Origin of the sequence: Haemophilus haemolyticus, from assembly GCF_003490935.1 — a bacterium.
Lineage (GTDB): Bacteria > Pseudomonadota > Gammaproteobacteria > Enterobacterales > Pasteurellaceae > Haemophilus > Haemophilus haemolyticus_M.
Window position 1 is genome coordinate 343247 of the sequence record NZ_QQGD01000003.1, and the last position, 21839, is coordinate 365085.

Below are 21839 nucleotides of genomic sequence, written 5' to 3' on the forward strand. Positions count from 1 at the left end.
TTAATTCATTCTGGTTATCTAAAATAAGGACATTACTATGGCAATTAAAAAAGTGATTACTGTCTGTCCGTATTGCGCTTCAGGTTGTAAGATCAATCTATTGGTTGAGAACAACAAAATTGTGGGTGCTGAAGGTGCAAACGGTAAAACAAACGAACGAGAGCTTTGCCTGAAAGGATATTATGGCTGGGATTTCGTGCATGACACAAAAATCCTCACTCCTCGTCTAACTCAACCGATGATTCGCTACAAACGTGGCGAGCCGTTCACGCCAGTGAGCTGGGAAGAGGCTATTTCCTATTCTGCAAAACGTTTACAAGAAATTAGAGAAAAATATGGCAACGAGTCAATTATGGTAACGGGTTCTTCTCGTGGACCAGGTAACGAAGTGAATTTCGTTATGCAAAAATTTGCTCGTGCGGTATTAGGCAATAACAACATTGACTGTTGTGCACGTGTCTGACATGGCCCATCTGTAGCAGGTCTGCTCAAATCAGTGGGTAATGGCGCGATGTCCAACTCAATCGTTGAGATTGAAGACACTAAATGTGTGTTTATCTTTGGCTATAATGCCTCAACGTCTCACCCTATTGTAGCGCGTCGTATTAACCACGCTAAAGCAAAAGGGGCGAAGATTATTGTTTGTGACCCTCGTAAAATTGAAACCGCTCGTATTGCTGACATTTATGCGCCACTTGCTAACGGCAGTAACGTCGCATTTTTGAATGCAATGATGAACGTGATTCTTGAAGAAGGATTACAAGATCAAAAATTCATTGATGAACATACCGAAAATTTCGATGCGTTCTATGAAACTGTAAAAGCTTATACACCTGAATCAACTCAACATATCACTGGCGTTGAGCCTGAAATGTTGAGAGAAATTGCCCGCACTTATGCGAAAGCAGAAACTGCGACAATTCTCTGGGGTATGGGGGTATGTCAGTTCCGTCAAGGTGTGGAAACTGTACGTGCGTTGGCAAGCTTGGCAATGCTTACTGGTAACTTAGGTAAACCAAATGTTGGTGTAAACCCTGTGCGTGGGCAAAACAACGTACAAGGCGCATGTGACATGGGGGCTTTATATAATACTTTACCTGGTTATCAAAGCTATGCGGATCCAGAAATCAACGCTAAATTTGCGAAAGCATGGGGCGTGCCGTCTATTCCAACCAAACCAGGTGTACCATTGAGTGAAGTGCCACATGCAGTGGCAGAAGGTAAACTCAAAGCATTCTATATTATGGGTGAAGATACTTTACAAACTGAACCTGATTTGAATGCAATGAAACAAACCTTTAAAGATCTTGAGTTTATTATTGTTCAAGATATCTTTATGACTCAAACTGCAGCGGAAGCAGATGTGATTTTACCAGCAACATCTTGCGCAGAACACGAAGGTGTTTATAGTGCGGCTGACCGTGGTTTCCAACGTTTCTATAAAGCGGTGGATCCTGTTGGTGATGTGAAAGACGACTGGGAAATCATCAGCCTTATGGCACAAGCTTTGGGTTATCCAATGCATTACAACAACACCAAAGAAATTTGGGATGAGTTGCGTGAGCTTTGCCCAATTTATAAAGGTGCAACTTACGAGAAAATGGAAGGATTAGGTTATATACAATGGCCATGTACAGACGAAGGCCCTGAAGATCAAGGCACTACATACTTATATGAAGGTCAAATCTTCGACCGTCCAAATGGTAAAGCGGAATTCTTTGCTTGCGACTGGGAGCCACCAATGGAAGAAGTTTCTGAAGAATATCCATTAGTGCTTTCTACCGTGCGTGAAGTTGGTCACTATTCTTGCCGTTCAATGACGGGCAACTGCCGTGCACTTGCTGCGTTGGCAGACGAACCAGGATTTGTTCAAATGAACGACCAAGATGCGAAAGCTTTAGGCATTAAGAATAATGAGCTTGTTTGGATTTCTTCATCTCGTGGTAAAGTTATATCTCGTGCTGATGTAAGTTCTCGTACTAACAAAGGTGCGTGTTATATGACTTACCAATGGTGGATCGGAAAATGTAACGAACTCACTGCTGAACATTTAAATCCGGGATCTCGTACTCCGGAATATAAATACAGCGCGGTGCGTATCGAAAAAATTGAAGATCAACGTTGGGCTGAGCACTATGTTGTAACTGAATATACTAAGCTCAAATCACGCTTAAAAGAAACCGCACTTGTGGCTTAATATAATATTTATCATGATTAGGACAGGGATTAATCCTGTCCTTTTTTATGCTTAATGAAATATGATATGGGTAAGAATATTTGAAATGTTAAAAAGAGCGGTTTATTCAAAGGCAATTTCTTTAATACGTAATTCATCACCGCTTTGTCGTTGCAAGTGTATGCTGCCACAATTTGGACAAGAATCATGATGGGCTTGTATCTCAACTAATTTTTGACACTGCCAACACCAGGCTTGCGCTGCTATAGGTATTAGATGTAGTTTACAGCCTTCAGCAGCCGTACCTTGAAAGGTTATGTCAAAACAAAATTCTAATGCGTCAGGTTCTACACAAGAGAGCGCGCCAATTTCTAACCAAAGATCCGTGACTTTTTTTATATCGTGACTTTTACATTGTTGTTCTACTATTTCCAGCATATTTTGACAAAGAGATAATTCGTGCATAGTTTTTCCTTTTGTTTTTCTTCCTTAAAATAAATGCCTTTATCAATTCAAGATAAAGGCATTTCTCTAAAATATTGTCAATTTCAACCGCACTTTACGCGAGCATATTTACAACTGCAAATGAGACTTTTAATAGCGCAGCGTTGATTAAGTCGATAAAGAATGCGCCGACCATTGGAACGATTAAAAATGCTTTGTGTGATGGCCCAAAACGGCTGGTAATGGCTTGCATATTTGCAACAGCTGTTGGGGTTGCACCTAAACCGAAACCACAGTGACCAGAGCTTAATACGACAGCATCATAATCTTTACCCATTGCGCGATAAGTAACATAGATTGCAAATACCGCCATAAAGACAACTTGTACTGCAAGGATGATTAATACATCTACCGCTAAACCTGCAAGTTCCCAAAGTTTTAATGACATTAAGGCGATAGCTAAGAAGATAGATAAACCCACGCTACCCAATACATCAATAGCCGATTCAGCCACTTGGAAACGGAATATGTTGGTTAAAATATTGCGGATAATTACACCGGTAAATAAACACCATACGAATGTTGGTAATTGGAATGCGGTGCCTTTTGTTTGAGCATCTAAATATTGGCCGATAAGCAAACAGATAGACATCATTGCAATAGTTTCAATTAACGAACGTGAAGTAATTTTACGTTTGTAAGTTGGATGTTCAAAAGCCTCTTGAATATCATCTACTTCATCATTTTCAGGATTTTCACCTTGTTTTTGACGATTTAATAAGAAACGTGCAACAGGGCCACCGATGATACCACCAAAGACTAAACCAAAGGTTGCACATGCCATAGCAATTTCAGTTGCACCTTGTAAATTAAATTGGTGAACGAAGGTATCTGCCCACGCTGCGCCAGTACCATGACCGCCAGTTAATGTGACAGAACCTGCTAATAAACCGTATGCTGGGTGGATACCTAATGCTAATGAACCTGCGATACCGATGATATTTTGGCAAATAATTAGCAAACCAGCGACGAATAAAAATACGACAAGTGGTTTTCCACCTTTAATTAAACGGGAAAAGTTTGCGCTTAAACCAATGGAAGTGAAGAACACTAACATCATGGTAGTTTGCAAATTCTTATCGAAATTAAAGGATGTTCCGTCTACTTTATTCCAAATTAAAAGACCAATGGCAACAATAAAACCACCAACAACCGGCTCAGGAATGTTGAAGGTTTTTAAGATGCTGATTCGTTTAACGAGAAAATAACCCAAGAGCAAGACTAAGCTTGCTAGTGCAAGGGTTTCATACGTGCTAAATGTATGACTCATAAATTGGATCTCCCTATGTTGTGTTTAAATTATGTGTTGTGTTGCGGTTCGATTACCACTATTTCAACATTGGTATGTAATCCACGTGGTAATGTCGAACCTTTTCTGCCTCGTTCAGCACGGAACTTCTGCAGATCTTCCGGTTTTAATACAATTTTTCGTTTTCCGGAATGAAATTCAAGACTTGCTTGATCTGAAATGAGCAATAATTTCACTAACAATTCGCTGCGCTCTTTTGCATTTGCGGCAGGAATTGTCACAATTTTATTGCCTTTGCCTTTTGATAATACTGGTAAATCTTTTGCCGGGAAAATCAACATTCTGCCAGCGGATGTCATCGCAACAACAAGTGCGGTGGCATTCGTCAGCGTCTTAGGCTCCATCACTTTGGCATTTTCCGGTAAAGAAATCAAGGCTTTTCCTGCTTTATTGCGTGCAATTAAATCTTCAAATTTACAAATAAAACCATAACCCGCATCAGAAGCCATCAATAATTCTTGCTGTTCACTCGCCATTACGACATATTCAATGGTCGCCCCAGCGGGTAAATTTAGTTTACCTGTGAGAGGTTCACCTTGCGAACGAGCGGAAGGCAATGAAAGCGGATCGAGAGCATAACTTCGCCCCGTACTATCAATAAATACAGCGGCTTGATTACTCTTGCCACAAGCATGAGCTCGATAATTATCACCCGCTTTGTAGCTTAATGATTTAGGATCAATATCATGTCCTTTGGCGCAACGTACCCAACCCATTTCTGATAAGATGACAGTGACAGGCTCTGTTGGTGTCATGTCACTTTCAGAGATCATTTTGGCTTCTTCACGTTCGACCAGTTGAGACATACGTGGACTGGCATATTTTTTCGCATCTTCTTGAATTTCTTTTTTGATAAGCGTATTCAAACGGCGTTCTGATCCTAAAATTGCTTCTAAATTTAACCGCTCTTTTTCAAGTTCATCTTGTTCAGCTTTGAGTTGGTTTTCTTCTAATTTCGCTAAATGACGTAAGCGTAAATTTAAAATGGCATCGGCTTGTTCATCGCTTAAATTAAAGCGTGCCATCAGCTCTGCTTTTGGATCATCTTCATGACGTATAATTTCGATAACTTCATCAATATTTAAGAAGGCTATCATCAAACCTTCTAAAATATGCAAGCGAGAGAGCACTTTATCCAAACGGTATTGTAGGCGACGAGTTACCGTTGTGCGACGGAAAGCAAGCCATTCATTTAAGATTTCTAACAAGCCTTTTACCGCAGGTTTATGATCAAGCCCAATCATATTCATATTTACACGGTAACTTTTTTCAAGATCCGTTGTCGCAAATAAATGTGCCATTAAGGTATCAGTATCAACTCGATTTGAACGAGGTACTAACACGATCCGAATAGGATTTTCGTGATCGGCTTCATCTCGAATATCTTCTAGCATTGGCAGTTTTTTTGCTGTCATTTGTTCGGCTATTTGTGCAATAACTTTGGATGGCGAAGATTGATGTGGAAGTGCAGAGATAATAATTTCACCGTCTTCTTTTTTCCAAGTTGCACGCATTTTTATTGAGCCACGACCTTGCTCATAAATTTTACGAATTTCTGATTTTGGCGAAATAATTTCCGCTTCTGTTGGAAAATCTGGGCCTTGAACAATTTCAAGTACATCATCTAATCCCGCTTTAGGATTATCTAGCAATATCACTGCCGCATCAGCAATTTCATTAATGTTGTGCGGTGGAATATCTGTCGCCATACCCACCGCGATACCTGTTGTTCCGTTCAATAAAATGTGAGGTAAACGAGCGGGTAAATATTGCGGTTCAGCCAAGGTTCCATCAAAGTTTGGTTGATAATCTACTGTTCCTTGTCCGAGTTCACTCAACAAGATTTCAGAGATTTTAGAGAGGCGTGATTCCGTATAACGCATGGCCGCGAAAGATTTTGGATCATCTGGCGCCCCCCAGTTACCTTGACCATCTACGAGCGGATAACGATAAGAGAAGGGTTGTGCCATTAACACCATTGCTTCATAACAAGCGCTGTCACCATGTGGATGGAATTTACCGAGTACATCACCGACGGTACGGGCAGATTTTTTGTATTTTGCCGTGGCATTTAAGCCAAGTTCAGACATTGCATATATAATACGGCGTTGAACAGGTTTTAAACCGTCACCAATAAAAGGCAGCGCACGATCCATGATGACATACATGGAATAGTTGAGATAAGCCCTTTCGGTGAAGGTGCGTAGAGGCATTTGTTCAATGCCTTCATAATTGATATTTGTCATTTTGGTTTCTGTTAATTGAATATATTCTTAATTTATTAAAATTCGGATTTGCTGAGATTAATTTAGTCTAAACAGATAAATCAACCTGATCGCCTTTCGCTTGTAACCAATTTTTACGGTCTTCGGAACGTTTTTTCGCTAATAACATATCCATGAGTTCTAATGTATCCGCGCCTTGGTTTTCCTCTAAATCATAAGTTAATTGAACAAGGCGACGCGTATTAGGATCCATTGTTGTTTCACGCAATTGCGATGGGTTCATTTCACCTAAACCTTTAAAACGTTGAACATTCGGTTTGCCTTTTTTATTTTTCAGCCGATCTAAAATCGACTCTTTTTCACTTTCATCTAATGCGTAGAAGACTTCTTTATTTAAGTCAATGCGATAAAGTGGTGGCATTGCTACATAAACGTGACCGTCTTGTACCAATTTCGGAAAATGGCGTAAGAACAGGGCGCAGAGTAGAGTGGCAATATGCAGACCATCAGAGTCGGCATCCGCGAGAATACACACTTTACCATAGCGAAGTTGTGATAAATCATTGTTATCAGGATCGATCCCTAGAGCCACGGCGATATCGTGAATTTCTGTTGAACCTAATACTTGATCTGGTGAAACTTCCCATGTATTTAAGATTTTTCCACGTAACGGTAAAATCGCTTGATATTCGCGATCACGCGCTTGTTTTGCTGAGCCGCCCGCAGAGTCGCCCTCTACTAAAAATAATTCCGTTTTTTCTAAATCCTGTGAGCCACAATCAGCTAATTTTCCTGGTAATGCTGGGCCACTAATAAGTTTTTTACGTACGACTTTTTTAGCTGCTCGTAATCGGCGTTGTGCAGAACTAATGGCAATTTCTGCTAATTTTTCAGCATCTTGTACGTTTTGGTTGAGCCATAGACTAAACGCATCTTTTAAAACACCGCTGACAAACACCGCACTTTGGCGTGATGATAAGCGTTCCTTAGTTTGTCCCGCGAATTGCGCATCCTGCATTTTAAGGGAAAGAATGTAAGAACAACGATCCCAAATATCATCAGCGGTAAGTTTTACGCCGCGTGGTAATAGATTTCTAAATTCGCAAAATTCTCGCATGGCATCTAATAAACCTTGACGTAGGCCATTAACATGTGTTCCGCCTTGAATTGTTGGAATTAAGTTTACGTAGCTCTCGCCAATCAGTTCACCACCTTCTGGTAACCAAAGTAATGCCCAGCTAACTGCTTCATTTGTTCCTTTAAATTCACCAACGAATGGTTTTTCCGGAAGCGTTTCAAAGCCGTTAACCGCTTCGATAAGGTAATCGGAAAGACCATCTTCATATAACCAAATATCTTGAGTATTGTTTACTTTATCAATGAATTTGATTTCAAGCCCTGAGCAGAGTACCGCTTTCGCTCTTAATAAATGGCGTAGGCGGCTAACGGAAAATTTCGCGCTGTCAAAATATTTTGTATTCGGTTTGAAGTGAACGGTTGTTCCCGTTGTGCGTCTGCCACAAGTCCCAATAACTTCCAATTCTTCTACTTTATTGCCGTTTTCAAAGGCAATTTTATACACTTCACCATTGCGTTTGACTTGAATATCCACGCGTTCAGAAAGTGCATTCACCACAGAAATCCCCACACCGTGTAACCCACCTGCAAATTCATAATTTTTATTGGAGAATTTACCACCAGCATGCAGTTTAGTCAGGATTACTTCTACGCCAGAAACACCTTCTGTAGGATGAATATCCACAGGCATACCGCGACCATTATCTATGACTTCAATAGATTGATCTGGATGCAAAATTACTTCAATTTTTGTAGCAAAACCCGCAAGGGCTTCATCTACGCTGTTATCAATAACTTCTTGTGCGAGATGATTCGGACGGGTGGTGTCTGTATACATACCGGGGCGAATTTGCACCGGTTCGAGATCTTTAAGAACGGTAATTTCTTGAGCTGAATAATTGGTTGTCATGGTTAGATGAGTCGTTAATTTTTTAAATTTGAGAAAATTCTATCAAAAAGTGCGGTGATATTCGACCGCACTTTTAATCGTATAAACTAGGCGTATTTTCATCTGGGCGCGTTTTAAAACGGCGATGTAGCCACATATATTGTGATATGCCCTTCATGATTTCCTTTTCAACGATTTGATTCATTCGCGCAGCAATCGCCGTTTCATCTTGTAAATCTGTAAAATCAACAGGCGCTGAAATACTCACGGTATAGCCTGAACCATCTTTATTGCGTAATGGCGCAAATGGAATCACTTTGCTGTTTTGTGAGGATTTCAATAAATAATAACTACCAGTGGTTGTGCAAGCATCGGGCACCGCAAAAAATGGTACAAAAACGGCATTTTTTCTGCCGTAATCATGATCGGGTGCATACCAAATGGTTTCTTCATTGCGTAGGGCTTTGATCATTCCGCGTAAATCTTTACGATCAAGCATATCTTTATTAGAGCGTAAACGGCCTTGTGTTTGGAGCCAATCAAATGCTGGATCGTCATTTGGGCGGTAAACCCCAATACCAGGATGATGTAAACCAATGATGCGTGCGCCAAGTTCTAGCGTTAAGAAATGAACACCGACGAGAATAATTCCATCTTTTTGATTTTCTTTTAGATAATCTAAGCCTTCAACTTTCGACCATTTTTTGATACGTGAATCCGACCAAAACCAAGCCATACCTGTTTCGATAATTGCCATGCCTACTGAACGAAGATTTTCGTGCAAAATCGCCTCACGCTCGTTTTCAGGCATATCAGGGAAACAAAGTTCAAGATTACGGCGTGCAATGGCAGCGCGACGTTTACCTACTTTTAAATGTGAAAACAACCAACCTAGACCATGACCAATATGGCGCAAAATAGGATAGGGAAGACATAAAATACTTCGCCAAATTGCCACGCCTAACCAAAATAGCCAGTATTTTGGGGCTAAAAAGTGCGGTTGAAATTGAGGGAGTTTTTCGTTTTTCATTGTTCTTTCCACCTAAGTTAGGGGCGTAGTTTATCGTAAATTTGAGTTGTGGTAAAATCGCCACAATTTTGGTTATTCAAATAGAGAGATTTTAAAATGGCTCAATATTCAGCAGAATTTAAGCAAGCAAAAGTACTTGTATTAGGCGATGTGATGCTTGATCGTTATTGGTTTGGGGCAACCAACCGTATTTCACCAGAAGCACCGGTGCCAGTGGTTCGTGTACAGGAAAATGAAGAGCGCGCGGGTGGTGCAGCAAATGTTGCGATGAATATTGCTTCACTTAATGTACCTGTTCAGTTAATGGGATTGATTGGACAAGATGAAACAGGTTCTGCACTTTCCTACTTATTAGAAAAACAAAAAATTGATTGTAATTTTGTTGCATTAGAAACTCATCCAACCATTACTAAATTACGTATTTTATCTCGTCATCAACAGCTGCTCCGCCTTGATTTCGAAGAAGATTTCAATAATGTAGATTGCAAGGATTTATTAGCGAAGTTAGAAAGTGCGGTAAAAAATTACGGTGCTTTGATTCTTTCTGATTATGGTAAAGGCACGCTTAAAGATGTTCAGAAAATGATTCAAATTGCACGCAAAGCGAATGTTCCTGTGTTGATCGATCCAAAGGGAACTGATTTTGAACGCTATCGTGGTGCGACATTATTGACACCAAATATGTCTGAATTTGAAGCTGTTGTGGGCAAATGCAATACAGAAGAAGAGATTATTGAGAAAGGGTTAAAATTAATTTCTGATATTGAATTAACCGCACTTTTGGTGACGCGTTCTGAAAAAGGGATGACATTGTTACGTCCAAATCAAGAACCTTATCATTTGCCAACCGTTGCAAAAGAAGTGTTTGATGTGACGGGAGCCGGTGACACTGTCATTAGTGTATTAGCAACCGCATTAGCAGATGGACGTTCTTTTGAAGAATCTTGTTACCTAGCCAATGTTGCTGCTGGAATTGTGGTGGGTAAATTGGGGACTTCAACGGTTTCGACTGTGGAACTTGAAAATGCTATTCATGCTCGCCCTGACACTGGATTTGGCATTATGAGTGAAGCTGAATTAAAAGATGCTGTCGCACAAGCCAAAGCGCGCGGTGAAAAAATTGTAATGACTAATGGCTGTTTCGATATTTTGCATCCAGGGCATGTGTCCTATTTAGAAAATGCACGTAAATTGGGCGATCGTCTAATTGTCGCGGTAAACAGCGATGATTCCGTTAAACGCTTAAAAGGTGACAGTCGCCCAATTAATAATCTTGAAACTCGAATGGCTGTGCTTGCTGGTTTGGCATCCGTGGACTGGTTGGTGCCATTCACTGAAGATACACCACAACGTTTAATCGGTGAAATTCTACCAGATCTTTTAGTCAAAGGCGGAGATTACAAACCCGAAGAGATTGCTGGCGCAAAAGAAGTTTGGGCAAATGGTGGTGATGTTAAAGTGCTAAACTTTGAAAATGGTTGTTCAACAACAAATGTGATTGAAAAAATTAAATTATTGAAAGATTAGGTGAAAGGTTGGGGAGTCCCAACTTTTTTTGTTGCTTTAATATTTACATGAAATTATCACAGAAAGCACTGTTTTTAAGTAACAGGTTTATTTATATCAAGGACAACTAATTTAAGGAGTAGCGATGATTTATTTTTCAGATAAAGAATTGGATGATTTATTACTTGAGGATATTTATCGTGGTGATTTAACCACTCATGCCCTTGGTATTGAAAATATTCCGGCAAAAATTCTTTTTAAGCGGAAAAATGCAGGGATTGTAGCGGGCGTTTCTGTTGCGGAAAAATTATTAAAAAAACTGGATATTCAACCGCACTTATATGTAAAAGAAGGGGAGTGGGTTGAATCAGGTACTTTGTTGATCAGTGCGGAAGGAATGTCTGAACAATTACATCAAGCTTGGAAAGTGGTGCAATTGGTACTTGAATGGTCATGTGGGGTCGCGCAATATACGGCAGAAATGATTGCCAATGTCAAAGCGGTTAACCCAAGCGCTGTTGTGGCTTGCACACGTAAAAGTATTCCTAATACGCGTAAACTTGCGACAAATGCTGTATTAGCTGCTGGTGGACATATTCATCGACAAGGCCTCAGCGAAACTCTTTTGGTTTTTACTAATCATCGAAACTTACTTTCTGATCCAAATGATTGGGTGAAAGTTGTGGATGGATTACGTCAAGAAGCACCTGAAAATAAAATTATTTTAGAAGCCGATAATTTTGCTCAATTTGAGCAAATGTATATGGCTGAACCTGACATTATTCAACTTGATAAATGGTCTTTGGAGGATGTTAAAAAGGCTTTATCGTTACTTCAATCAAAACAGAAAGATATTCTGCTTTCCGTCGCTGGAGGGGTAAATAAAGATAATGTATCAGATTATGCCAAATTGGGTATTCGTTTATTTATCACTTCTGCACCTTATTATGCACCGCCAGAGGATATAAAGGTGGTGATTGAAAAGATATAATGTTGTTAAATTTTATTTTTTAGCTTTAAACCTTGCATTTGAGCTTATTCATCGCTAAAATGCAGATTCCTTGTCATCGCTGAGTTAGAGATCGGCGAATGATGTATTAACAACACTACCTTTTAGGAGTAAAAAATGTCTCTAAGTACTGAAAAAAAAGCAGCAATCGTTGCTGAATTTGGTCGTGATGCGAAAGATACTGGTTCTTCTGAAGTTCAAATCGCATTATTAACTGCACAAATCAACCACTTACAAGCTCACTTTGCAGAGCACAAAAAAGACCACCATGGTCGTCGTGGTTTATTACGTATGGTTTCTCGTCGTCGTAAACTTTTAGACTACTTAAAACGTACTGATCTTGCTTTATACCAAAGCACTATCGCTCGTTTAGGTTTACGTCGCTAATTTTTATTACGATAGTAAAAAATCAAGCCCTCGAATATCGAGGGCTTTTTTTATGATTTTATTTTAATTTTATAGGCGCTCTTTAGACTAGAATCAAAATAGACAAAATATTTGGTTTATATATTCTTAACTTGCCATCTTCTAATTTTCATATAATAAACATACATCTAATTTTAGTTGTTTGTTATGAAATTGCTGTAATGTACTACGATGACCTATGCTGAGAATGATCATTTCGGGCAAACGCTCTGTAATTGTTTGGTAGAGTAAATGCTCCGTTGTTTCATCCAATGCTGAAGTCGTTTCATCGAGAAATACGACATCTGGTTTTGTAAGTAAAATACGAATAAACGCCACTCTTTGAAGTTCACCAGGTGATAAAATCGCTTGCCAGTCATTTTTTACATTAAGTGCGTGTATATATTTTCCTAGCGCACAATCTTTCATGGTTTGTTCCAATTCGGTGTGACTTGGATTGATATTTGGATAACAAATTGCTTCTCGTAAAGTGCCCTGCGGCATATAAGGTCGTTGTGGTAGGAATAAACTTCCCATACATGGATGCTCTGCAATGCCTATTGTTTCAAAAGGATATATTCCTGCAATTGCTTTTAGTAGCGATGTTTTTCCTGTTCCAGATGCACCTTGAATCAATAGGGCATCTCCATTTTCTAAATGAATATTTAAATTATTGAGTAGTACATGACCTTGTTCATCTTTAATACCGAAGTTTTTTAAGGCGACACGATGAGAACAATGAAAAGGATGATGAATGTTTTGCTTATCTAATTCATCCATTTTTGTTATAAAACCATAAAGGCGATTTAAGCGTGCTTGATAGAGTGTGAATTGCTCATAGAACAAGCGGAAAAATGAAAGTGCGGTCATTAATCGGTTAAATGCTTGGACTGTTTGATGCATGTCTCCCAGCTTTATTTGGCCAGAAAAGAAACGTGGGGCTTGTAACATTAAAGGCAATAATTTGGCCACGCGAGTTACCCCTGAGTTGAAACTATTCAAGCCCAACATTTTTAATACAATGGACCAACGGTTATGAATAATTTGACGGAATTGATGTTGTAAGAATGTTTGTTCTTTTGGCTCGCCATTATAAAAATCAATACTTTCTGCATTGTCTCGCACTCGGATTAAGGAATAACGATAATCGCCATTGAGTTTCTCTTTTGTAAAATTTAGCTTAATGAGTGAGCGACCAATCCACACGGACATGAGTGTTGCAAAAATAATAAAGGCATAAATGAAGAAAACGACGCCTTTTTCGATATTAAATCCAAATAAAGTTAACACACCAGAAAGTGACCATAAAATAATCGTAAATTCAATGGTCGTGAGCACCGAGTTAATCACGCCTCGTACAATTTGTACCGTACTGGTAATAAATTCTCTCGCATCTTGTTCAATACGTTGATCGATATTATCTGGTAAATCTCGTTCGTATTTCAGGCGATAGTATTTTTTAAAAGGCTATAAAAAAACACCGCACTTTGGATGGTAAAGTGCGGTGTTTTTTAGAAGGTTTTATCAATATTTATAGATTTCGTTGTATAAGCCACTCTCAAATTGAACTAATGGTGCTCGTTTGGTTTTGCTTTCCAAATCGCCTGTTGAGTAGCCATTAATAAATTGTACAAAGGCTACTTTTTCCCCTCGAGCATTTGTCATAAAGCCTGCTAGGTTATAAACCCCTTTCAAAGAACCAGTTTTAGCAATAACATTTTTGACTAATGGCGGGCTAATTAATCCACCTCGCCCACTGATCGTGCCATCTACACCGGCGATTGGAAAAGTTTCCATTAAATGCAATTTATCTTCGTTTTTAGCGATGTACTCTAAAACGGATAGCATCGTTTTAGGTGCTACAAGATTATGGCGAGACAGACCTGAACCATCAGCTAAAATGCTGTTGCCAAAACGAATTCCCTGTTTTTGTAATATGGATTTAATCGCTAATGTTCCTAATTGAAAGGATGCCGGGCGTTTATAGTAATTGAATGCCACCGCTCGGAATAATGAATCGGCAATTTGGTTATCCGATTTTTTCATCATTTTTTTCAATAAATCCGGTAATGGTTTGGATAAATGTTTTGCTAATAGCTGACCTTGCTGTGGTTTTGGGGGCAACATGACTTTACCATTGAACTCAATACCTAATTGTCTTAATTGACGTTGAATAATCGCGGCAGCATAAGCATCCGTATCCTGCACGGCAAAGCTTAAGCCAAAAGGTTTAGATTGACGCGCTAAACATCCTTTTACTTGATAGCGATTATTGTCGTGTACAACAACATCGAGCTGACAATAAGGCGCTTCATTGCTATCCGCTACATAGACTTGTCCGAACACTTGAATTGGAAATTGTGCAGGCACATTGATTTTTACTGTTTCACCTGGATTTTGATTGGCATCGAGTTCCGCATAAAAACAGTTGTTATCAATATTCGCAGCGGACGGGGGAGAGTTGAAACACATGGTCAGATCGTTCCAAATCCAACCTAATCCTCGGTCGTGACTCGAAAAAACAGAGGTATCTAATATTAAATCGCCATTAATTTTTTTGATACCTTGTTTTTTTAATTCTGCAAGTAAGGTATAAAGTTGGCCACTTGTGAGATCTGGATCACCAGTGAAACGCACGATTAAGTGACCCTCTAAATTCCCATTTTGAATTTTCCCATTACTCAAAAGAGCGGTTTCAAATTGGAATTGATCGCCTAATGCAAGTTTAGCAGCAACAGCTGTAAAAACTTTTTGTGTACTTGCAGGAAGCATAAAGGTTGAGCCATTATAATCCGCGATAATTTGGTTTTGATTTATATTTTTTGCGATGAAACCTACGCTAGAGCCTTCAGGTAATTGTTGTGTTAAGTCTGAAACATTAATGTTTGCGAAGGTTGGAAGGCTAAAGCTTACGGAAAGTAAAAAGGATCCAAGTGCGGTGGAAATTGAAGATAATTTTTTCATATTAGGTTTGTTATGGTTGCTATTTTTTTTTAGACGAACAATAATAAGCCCCGAATGAAATTGAGTAAATCATTTTCTCATTTCAAGTTTATTTTTAATAATACTGCGGCAAGATTTTAGGATTTTGCCGTGGTTTTTGTTTTATTTAGTAAAAGGAAAAACAATGCAACAAATTCCAATGACTGTGCGTGGCGCAGAACAATTACGTAAAGAATTGGATTTCTTAAAAAATGTACGTCGTCCTGAAATTATTAAAGCGATAGCAGAAGCCCGCGAGCACGGTGATTTAAAAGAAAATGCAGAATATCATGCAGCTCGTGAGCAACAAGGTTTTTGCGAAGGCCGTATTCAAGAGATTGAAGGTAAACTTGGTAATGCTCAAATTATTGATGTCACAAAAATGCCAAATAACGGTAAAGTCATTTTTGGTGCAACGGTTGTGCTTGTAAATACTGATACAGATGAAGAAGTCACTTATCGCATTGTAGGCGATGATGAAGCGGACATTAAATCGGGTTTGATTTCGGTTAATTCTCCCATTGCGCGAGGTTTAATTGGTAAAGAATTAGATGATACCGTTAATATTACAACGCCTGGTGGTGTCGTTGAGTTTGATATTATTGAAGTGAATTATATTTAAATAAAAAAAGTGCGGTTAAAAATGACCGCACTTTTGTTGTTATTTGCGTGGAAGCTGAATTTTTACTTCTTCGCTTGGGCGATAAAGCACCAAAATATGCCCGATAGTTTGTACTTGTGCTGCTTTGGTTTCACGCACAATAGCATCGATAATAAGTTGTTTTGTTTCGCGATCTGCACCAGAAACTTTTACTTTAATGAGTTCGTGATGATTAAGTGCATTTTCAATTTCAGCCAGTACGCCTTCGGTTAAGCCATTTCCACCAAGCATAACTACTGGGTTAAGATGGTGCGCAAGACCTTTTAAAAATTGTTTTTGTTTGGTTGATAAGGTTGTCATAAGGATTCCTAATTAAAAAGAGCAGTTGATTTTCTCAATGTTTTTCACTGATTTCAATCAGCCTCGGCTTGAATTCGGCAGATTGTAACCAAATATAAGCAAAACTACTACCAAAAATAGAAGATTATGGGAAAGAAAAAACGTTCAGCGAGTTCTTCTCGCTGGCTAAATGAACATTTTAGTGATCAATTTGTGCAAAAAGCGCATAAGCAAAAGTTACGTTCACGCGCTTATTTTAAGATTGATGAAATTCAGCAAACGGATAAATTATTTAAACAAGGAATGACCGTGGTCGATCTCGGTGCTGCACCTGGCGGTTGGTCGCAATATGTGGTGGGGCAAATTGGTGGCAAAGGTCGTGTAATTGCTTGTGATATTTTGGAAATGGATCCCATTGTAGGTGTTGATTTTCTACAAGGCGATTTCCGTGATGAAAATGTTTTGAATGCTTTATTAGCGCGCGTAGGCGAAGATAAAGTTGATGTTGTGATGTCTGATATGGCACCCAATTTTAGTGGAATGCCATCAGTGGATATTCCTCGCGCAATGTATTTGGTCGAGCTTGCTTTAGATATGTGTAAACAGGTCTTGGCAACCAAAGGAAGCTTTGTTGTTAAAGTTTTCCAAGGTGAAGGCTTTGATGAATATTTAAGAGAAATTCGTTCTTTATTTAATGTGGTGAAAGTGCGTAAGCCTGAAGCATCACGCGGACGCTCTCGTGAAGTATATATTGTGGCGACAGGCTATAAAGGCTAATTGCTTTGATAGCTTTTCATCGCTAATGATGTGTAGTATCTTGTAAAAAATCTTTTAACTTAGGAAAGGTAGGTTAGACTTTGAACGATATGGTCAAAAATCTGGTGCTTTGGGTGGTAGTGGCGGTCATTATGATGACAGCATACCAGAGTTTTAATTCCTCTTCGGTAGATAATTCTACTGATTATACAACCTTTGTTTACGATGTAAGCAACGGACAAGTGACAGAAGCACGTTTTGATGCCAATGAAATTACGGTAACGAAAACCGATGGTTCTAAATATTCAACCGTAATGCCACCACTTGAAGACAAAAAATTGCTTGATGATTTGTTAAGCAAAAAAGTCAAAGTGGAAGGTACGCCATTTGAAAAACGTGGTTTCTTATCCCAAATTTTAATTTCTTGGTTCCCAATGTTATTCCTTGTTGGTGTATGGGTATTCTTTATGCGCCAAATGCAAGGCGGTGGTGGCAAAGCGATGAGCTTTGGTAAAAGCCGCGCAAAAATGCTGAATCAAGATCAGATTAAGGTTACTTTTGCGGATGTTGCTGGTTGCGATGAAGCAAAAGAAGAAGTGGGCGAAATCGTTGATTTCTTGCGTGATCCGAATAAATTCCAAAACTTGGGTGGTAAAATTCCAAAAGGTATCTTGATGGTAGGACCTCCAGGTACTGGTAAAACCTTATTGGCTCGTGCTATCGCAGGGGAAGCAAAAGTTCCATTCTTCACTATTTCTGGTTCTGATTTCGTAGAAATGTTTGTGGGTGTTGGGGCATCTCGTGTACGTGATATGTTTGAACAGGCTAAGAAAAATGCACCTTGCTTAATCTTTATTGATGAAATCGATGCTGTGGGGCGTCAACGCGGTGCGGGTTTAGGTGGTGGACATGATGAACGTGAACAAACCTTAAACCAAATGCTAGTTGAAATGGATGGATTTAGCGGTAATGATGGAGTAATTGTTATTGCAGCGACTAACCGCCCAGATGTGCTTGACCCAGCTTTAACGCGTCCAGGCCGTTTTGACCGACAAGTTGTTGTTGGTTTGCCTGATGTGAAAGGTCGTGAGCAAATCTTAAAAGTACATATGCGTAAAGTGCCTGTAGCGCAAGATGTTGATGCAATGACATTAGCGCGTGGTACGCCGGGTTATTCTGGTGCAGATTTAGCAAACTTAGTGAATGAGGCGGCTTTGTTTGCTGCTCGAGTGAATAAACGTATGGTCACCATGCTTGAATTTGAAAAAGCGAAAGATAAGATCAATATGGGGCCAGAGCGTCGTACCATGATTATGACAGATAAGCAAAAAGAGTCGACTGCTTATCATGAAGCTGGTCATGCGATTGTGGGTTATTTAGTACCTGAGCATGATCCTGTACACAAAGTGACTATTATTCCTCGTGGCCGTGCGTTGGGTGTGACATTCTTCTTGCCTGAAGGTGATCAAATTAGTATTAGCCAAAAACAATTAGAAAGTAAGCTTTCTACCTTGTATGCGGGTCGTTTGGCAGAAGATTTAATTTATGGTGAAGAAAATATCTCAACGGGTGCATCAAATGATATTAAAGTAGCGACTAATATCGCGCGTAATATGGTGACGCAATGGGGATTCTCTGACAAATTAGGTCCGATTCTTTATACGGAAGATGAGGGCGAGGTTTTCTTAGGTCGTTCAATGGCGAAGGCAAAACATATGTCAGATGAAACGGCTCATGCGATTGATGAAGAAGTTCGTGCAATTGTAAATCGTAACTATGCGAGAGCAAGACAGATTTTGACTGATAATATGGATATTCTTCATGCGATGAAAGATGCATTAGTTAAATATGAAACCATTGAAGAAGAACAAATCAAACAATTGATGAATCGTGAACCAGTCACTCCGCCATCAGGATGGGAAGAGCACACTGGGCAAGCTGCTTATGCAAATAGCAATAATGTTCAAAGTGCGGGTGAAAATTCGGTAGATTCTAATTCCTAATCAACTCTCTAATCAACAAGGCCTTTCTTCGGAAAGGCTTTGTTATATCCGAAATTTATTTCAATGATAATTATTTGGGGGTATAGTACTGGCGGTTTGCTTGAATGCAATTTTTGAGAGGTAGTTGTTTACAGTCAAGTTTAGTCAATTTATTCAAGAGAGAATCATATTATGAAAAATACAAATATATTACTGTATTCATTTATGTTCACATCATTGGTGAGCCATGCCGAGGAATACACGCCTAATAATATAGATACAAAGAATGATTGGAAAACGATAGATACGATTTCCCTCGGTGAGAAATTAGCTAAGAATGGGGGCACCATTACTGAAAATAGCGCTACAAAAATTAAGTATGATTATAATTATGCTGATGGCACTATCTTGGGGACGAAAACTAAGTATATAAGTGGTAGTACAGTTAATGAAATTATCACAAATCGAAATATGACTGCTGCCAATGACATTCGAACAAAACCGACTACGGAAACGACAATAGCATCGGATGGGACGATTCATTTCATTCATGTAGACGATGGAACTCCGATTGATTGGCAAGATGGCATTCATGTATATAATTCGAATGGAAAATTAGTAGATCGGTCTGAAACGATATTAAACTTGGATGCTAATACTGATTTCAATATCAGAACACATGCACGATATAATGGTAGATACTATCCAATTTATAGTGTTGTAAAAGTGGTAGGAGAGGGAACAGGTAGTTATGTTACAAAACCAGTATCTACAGTGAACTTTCTTAAAAAAGTAAATCTGGATTCTCGTATTCAAACAGTAAATCCTGGGAACTTAAAATTTTATGAAAAACGAGTAAACCTCTTTTTTAACCAAACCAATCAAGGTGGAGAAAGTCATGTACACTTTCATGATGATCTAACGATGAATACAGAGTCTACCACCGATAATTTAGATATTGCCGCTTTTCGGATTGAAAATAACGGAGAAAATCGATATCGTACAGTTTCCACAAGGGATAGTATCGATCCAGAACAAGGTGCATCTACCATTACCTTCGATGGAAATGTAACAAGTACTATGTCTGGAAATACCAATACAGGTATGAAATTCTTAGCAAACACGAATTATCATGGGGGTGTTCATGTAGAGGCAAAGGAAGATAAGAGTTTTAAATCTACCATTGTAAATGAATCGACGGCTAATACCAATAATATGTTTCAGATCAATACAGATACTCGAAACCATGGACTTAGCGTGTTCACTTTCAAGGGAAATACTGATTTCATAACTAAAACATCTAGTGGTACTACCTGGGGTGTGTATATGAATGCAGATTCAAATGGTGAAAACCGATTGACTCTAGCTGGAGCAAAAAATAGTATTTCTACGACAGGGAAAGATTACGTATATGGTATAGATGTATCCGCTAGTATTAATGATGAGAGTGGAGAAGAATACAGTAACATAGGTAAAGGGAAAAACCTATTAGCATTAGATCATACAACGGTTACAACAGAGTCCATTTCTACTGGTAGACCATGGGTATTTGGCATGAAGTCCAGTGCTGTCGATGGGGAAAATACCTTGCGATTACATGATAGTCATGTTAAGACAGCGTCTAACTTTGGAGCTCGTAGTATAGATGTTAGAGATGAAAATAAAGGTATAACGCATATCGATGTAGCTGGTACAAAAATCGATACTAAAGGTAGTTATGCGTATGGCATTAATCTATTGAGTTCAGATACGGATGGATCAGGTGAAAGTTCCATTCATTGGTCAGGCGATAATCAAATTCATACAGAGGCGGTTGCCAATGGATACGGTATTCGTATTGAGAAAGATAAAGCTAACACAGGCAATGGTACAACACTTTCATCTGATGCCTATTCTACATTGGCAATTAGGGTAGAAACAGACAAATCTGGTACTGGTATTTCCCAAATACACTCCGATCCTAATAATAAAACGAATACCACCTTCAATGGTGATGTATCTATCACTATGCGCGGTAATGGACAATCTAAAATAGCTGTGTTGGCAAAAACGGATGGCGAAGGTACGAGTGACACGTCATCGAATACTATTACTTTCAACAAGAAATTAGCTATTGATGAGAACCCAACAGATCCAGCTCTTGTATCGTCAGGGGCGAACACGACTATTACTGTTTCAGGAAAAGATACCACAACGATTTTAGGCAATGTTTTTACAGCTAACAAAGGCACTGTGAATCTAAACCTATTAACAAAGGACTCCTATGTAATTGGTAAAGCTGATCATAATGATTCCGGTAACATTCATATGAAAGTTGATAACTCCAGTTATTGGGAAATGACTGATGATTCCAAGATAAGTACTCTCGCCTTATCCAATGCAGGGGAAGTAAGATTCGGCGATACAGAAGTTCCTTTAACATTGACGTTGGATAGTATCACAGGTTCTAATGGTACACTACATATGGGTGGTAATGTAAGCTCTGGAAAGACTGACTTATTACGAATTAAACATAGTAGTGAAGGGGAACATGGTATTTATTTCCGCAATATGGCAGATTCAAAATCTACAGGCACAGAAGTGCTTAAACTTGTGGAGAGTTTAGGGAAAGAAGAAGACCATACAGCTGTATTCTCCTTGCGAAATGAATCAAATAACGTGCCAGTTCCTACGGATGATACAAAACCTAACAATGCGAAAGCTGTCATTGAAAAAGGGGCGTACTTATATACATTAGGTAGACCTACGGATTCGAAGGTTGTTTCTATTAATGATGCGAATGTAAATAACTGGTATCTATTCCCTTATGAGGACGATGGTAAGGGCAAATTGACGCCAGGGGCAGAAAGTAGCCTAAGTTTTAGTAACACAATCTATCAAATTAACTTATTAAATACAGAAACATTAGTTCAGCGACTTGGGGAAATCCATTTTGATAAAACAGATTTAAAACCTCATAATGCTTGGATTAAACATGTTAATGGAAAATATACAAGTTTTGCCAATGACACCATCGGTAGTTTTAATACTCATTATTGGGGAATTAAAG

The 21839-nt window shown here is 39.0% G+C and carries 15 protein-coding genes and 1 pseudogene; 8 read left to right on the forward strand and 8 right to left on the reverse strand.

Annotated features, from left to right (window positions below):
* Window positions 1-37: 37 nt before the first annotated feature.
* Window positions 38-2197 carry a formate dehydrogenase subunit alpha gene (gene fdhF / locus DV417_RS05920; RefSeq protein WP_230599391.1) on the forward strand — a complete coding sequence of 720 codons (2160 nt, stop codon included), beginning with the start codon at window positions 38-40 and terminating at the stop codon, window positions 2195-2197.
* Window positions 2198-2299: 102 nt separating this feature from the next.
* Here the strand turns inward: fdhF and hypA are convergent, their stop codons facing one another.
* From hypA to htrB, 5 genes are all read right to left on the reverse strand, one after another.
* Window positions 2300-2641, reverse strand: coding sequence for a hydrogenase maturation nickel metallochaperone HypA (hypA, locus tag DV417_RS05925; RefSeq protein WP_005633520.1), 342 nt, complete (start codon window positions 2639-2641; stop codon window positions 2300-2302).
* A gap of 94 nt (window positions 2642-2735) precedes the next feature.
* The gene (gltS, locus tag DV417_RS05930) at window positions 2736-3950 is read right to left on the reverse strand and encodes a sodium/glutamate symporter (protein ID WP_118879059.1); all 1215 of its coding nucleotides are present in this window, start codon (window positions 3948-3950) and stop codon (window positions 2736-2738) included.
* A gap of 29 nt (window positions 3951-3979) precedes the next feature.
* On the reverse strand, window positions 3980-6235 hold the full coding sequence (gene parC, locus DV417_RS05935) for a DNA topoisomerase IV subunit A (RefSeq protein WP_118879060.1): 2256 nt from the start codon (window positions 6233-6235) through the stop codon (window positions 3980-3982).
* Between the two features lie 67 nt (window positions 6236-6302).
* Complete coding sequence (gene parE, locus DV417_RS05940) at window positions 6303-8201, reverse strand: DNA topoisomerase IV subunit B (RefSeq protein ID WP_118879061.1); 1899 nt, start codon at window positions 8199-8201, stop codon at window positions 6303-6305.
* Between the two features lie 73 nt (window positions 8202-8274).
* Window positions 8275-9210 carry a lipid A biosynthesis lauroyl acyltransferase HtrB gene (htrB, locus tag DV417_RS05945; protein WP_118879062.1) on the reverse strand — a complete coding sequence of 312 codons (936 nt, stop codon included), beginning with the start codon at window positions 9208-9210 and terminating at the stop codon, window positions 8275-8277.
* Window positions 9211-9306: 96 nt separating this feature from the next.
* Here htrB and hldE point away from each other — a divergent pair, with 96 nt between their 5' ends.
* From hldE to rpsO, 3 genes are all read left to right on the forward strand, one after another.
* Window positions 9307-10737 (forward strand): bifunctional D-glycero-beta-D-manno-heptose-7-phosphate kinase/D-glycero-beta-D-manno-heptose 1-phosphate adenylyltransferase HldE, encoded by a 1431-nt coding sequence (hldE, locus tag DV417_RS05950; protein WP_118781506.1) that lies wholly within the window; start codon window positions 9307-9309, stop codon window positions 10735-10737.
* A 124-nt stretch (window positions 10738-10861) separates the two neighbouring features.
* Window positions 10862-11707 (forward strand): ModD protein, encoded by an 846-nt coding sequence (modD, locus tag DV417_RS05955; protein WP_118879063.1) that lies wholly within the window; start codon window positions 10862-10864, stop codon window positions 11705-11707.
* Between the two features lie 135 nt (window positions 11708-11842).
* Window positions 11843-12112: a 30S ribosomal protein S15 gene (rpsO, locus tag DV417_RS05960; RefSeq protein ID WP_005628925.1), complete on the forward strand. Its 270-nt coding sequence runs from the start codon at window positions 11843-11845 to the stop codon at window positions 12110-12112.
* Between the two features lie 141 nt (window positions 12113-12253).
* Here the strand turns inward: rpsO and DV417_RS05965 are convergent.
* Window positions 12254-13591, reverse strand: a pseudogene (locus DV417_RS05965) (ABC transporter ATP-binding protein/permease); the annotation flags it as partial.
* A gap of 63 nt (window positions 13592-13654) precedes the next feature.
* A complete protein-coding gene (gene dacB / locus DV417_RS05970; RefSeq protein ID WP_118879064.1) occupies window positions 13655-15094 on the reverse strand; it encodes a serine-type D-Ala-D-Ala carboxypeptidase in 1440 nt (479 codons plus the stop codon).
* Between the two features lie 163 nt (window positions 15095-15257).
* Between dacB and greA the strand changes: the two genes are divergently transcribed.
* Window positions 15258-15734 (forward strand): transcription elongation factor GreA, encoded by a 477-nt coding sequence (gene greA, locus DV417_RS05975; protein WP_118879065.1) that lies wholly within the window; start codon window positions 15258-15260, stop codon window positions 15732-15734.
* 39 nt (window positions 15735-15773) lie between these two features.
* On the opposite strand, the gene yhbY is transcribed toward greA, so the two are convergent.
* Window positions 15774-16073 carry a ribosome assembly RNA-binding protein YhbY gene (gene yhbY, locus DV417_RS05980; RefSeq protein WP_118879066.1) on the reverse strand — a complete coding sequence of 100 codons (300 nt, stop codon included), beginning with the start codon at window positions 16071-16073 and terminating at the stop codon, window positions 15774-15776.
* A 126-nt stretch (window positions 16074-16199) separates the two neighbouring features.
* On the opposite strand from yhbY, the gene rlmE reads away from it, so the two are divergent.
* From rlmE to DV417_RS05995, 3 genes are all read left to right on the forward strand, one after another.
* Entirely contained in the window at window positions 16200-16829 is a 630-nt protein-coding gene (rlmE, locus tag DV417_RS05985; RefSeq protein WP_005637911.1) for a 23S rRNA (uridine(2552)-2'-O)-methyltransferase RlmE, read from the forward strand.
* A gap of 89 nt (window positions 16830-16918) precedes the next feature.
* Entirely contained in the window at window positions 16919-18811 is a 1893-nt protein-coding gene (ftsH, locus tag DV417_RS05990; protein WP_048952575.1) for an ATP-dependent zinc metalloprotease FtsH, read from the forward strand.
* A gap of 171 nt (window positions 18812-18982) precedes the next feature.
* On the forward strand, window positions 18983-21839 hold a 2857-nt coding region (locus DV417_RS05995; protein WP_204628265.1), incomplete at its 3' end, for a pertactin-like passenger domain-containing protein.

Bases quoted from the DNA above. Each gene is read 5' to 3' on its own strand.
- htrB (WP_118879062.1), bottom strand. From the start codon at position 9,210: ATGAAAAACGAAAAACTCCCTCAATTTCAACCGCACTTTTTAGCCCCA.
- greA (WP_118879065.1), top strand. From the start codon at position 15,258: ATGCAACAAATTCCAATGACTGTGCGTGGCGCAGAACAATTACGTAAA.
- rlmE (WP_005637911.1), top strand. From the start codon at position 16,200: ATGGGAAAGAAAAAACGTTCAGCGAGTTCTTCTCGCTGGCTAAATGAA.
- parE (WP_118879061.1), bottom strand. From the start codon at position 8,201: ATGACAACCAATTATTCAGCTCAAGAAATTACCGTTCTTAAAGATCTC.
- hldE (WP_118781506.1), top strand. From the start codon at position 9,307: ATGGCTCAATATTCAGCAGAATTTAAGCAAGCAAAAGTACTTGTATTA.
- rpsO (WP_005628925.1), top strand. From the start codon at position 11,843: ATGTCTCTAAGTACTGAAAAAAAAGCAGCAATCGTTGCTGAATTTGGT.
- yhbY (WP_118879066.1), bottom strand. From the start codon at position 16,073: ATGACAACCTTATCAACCAAACAAAAACAATTTTTAAAAGGTCTTGCG.
- modD (WP_118879063.1), top strand. From the start codon at position 10,862: ATGATTTATTTTTCAGATAAAGAATTGGATGATTTATTACTTGAGGAT.
- parC (WP_118879060.1), bottom strand. From the start codon at position 6,235: ATGACAAATATCAATTATGAAGGCATTGAACAAATGCCTCTACGCACC.
- dacB (WP_118879064.1), bottom strand. From the start codon at position 15,094: ATGAAAAAATTATCTTCAATTTCCACCGCACTTGGATCCTTTTTACTT.
- gltS (WP_118879059.1), bottom strand. From the start codon at position 3,950: ATGAGTCATACATTTAGCACGTATGAAACCCTTGCACTAGCAAGCTTA.
- hypA (WP_005633520.1), bottom strand. From the start codon at position 2,641: ATGCACGAATTATCTCTTTGTCAAAATATGCTGGAAATAGTAGAACAA.
- ftsH (WP_048952575.1), top strand. From the start codon at position 16,919: ATGGTCAAAAATCTGGTGCTTTGGGTGGTAGTGGCGGTCATTATGATG.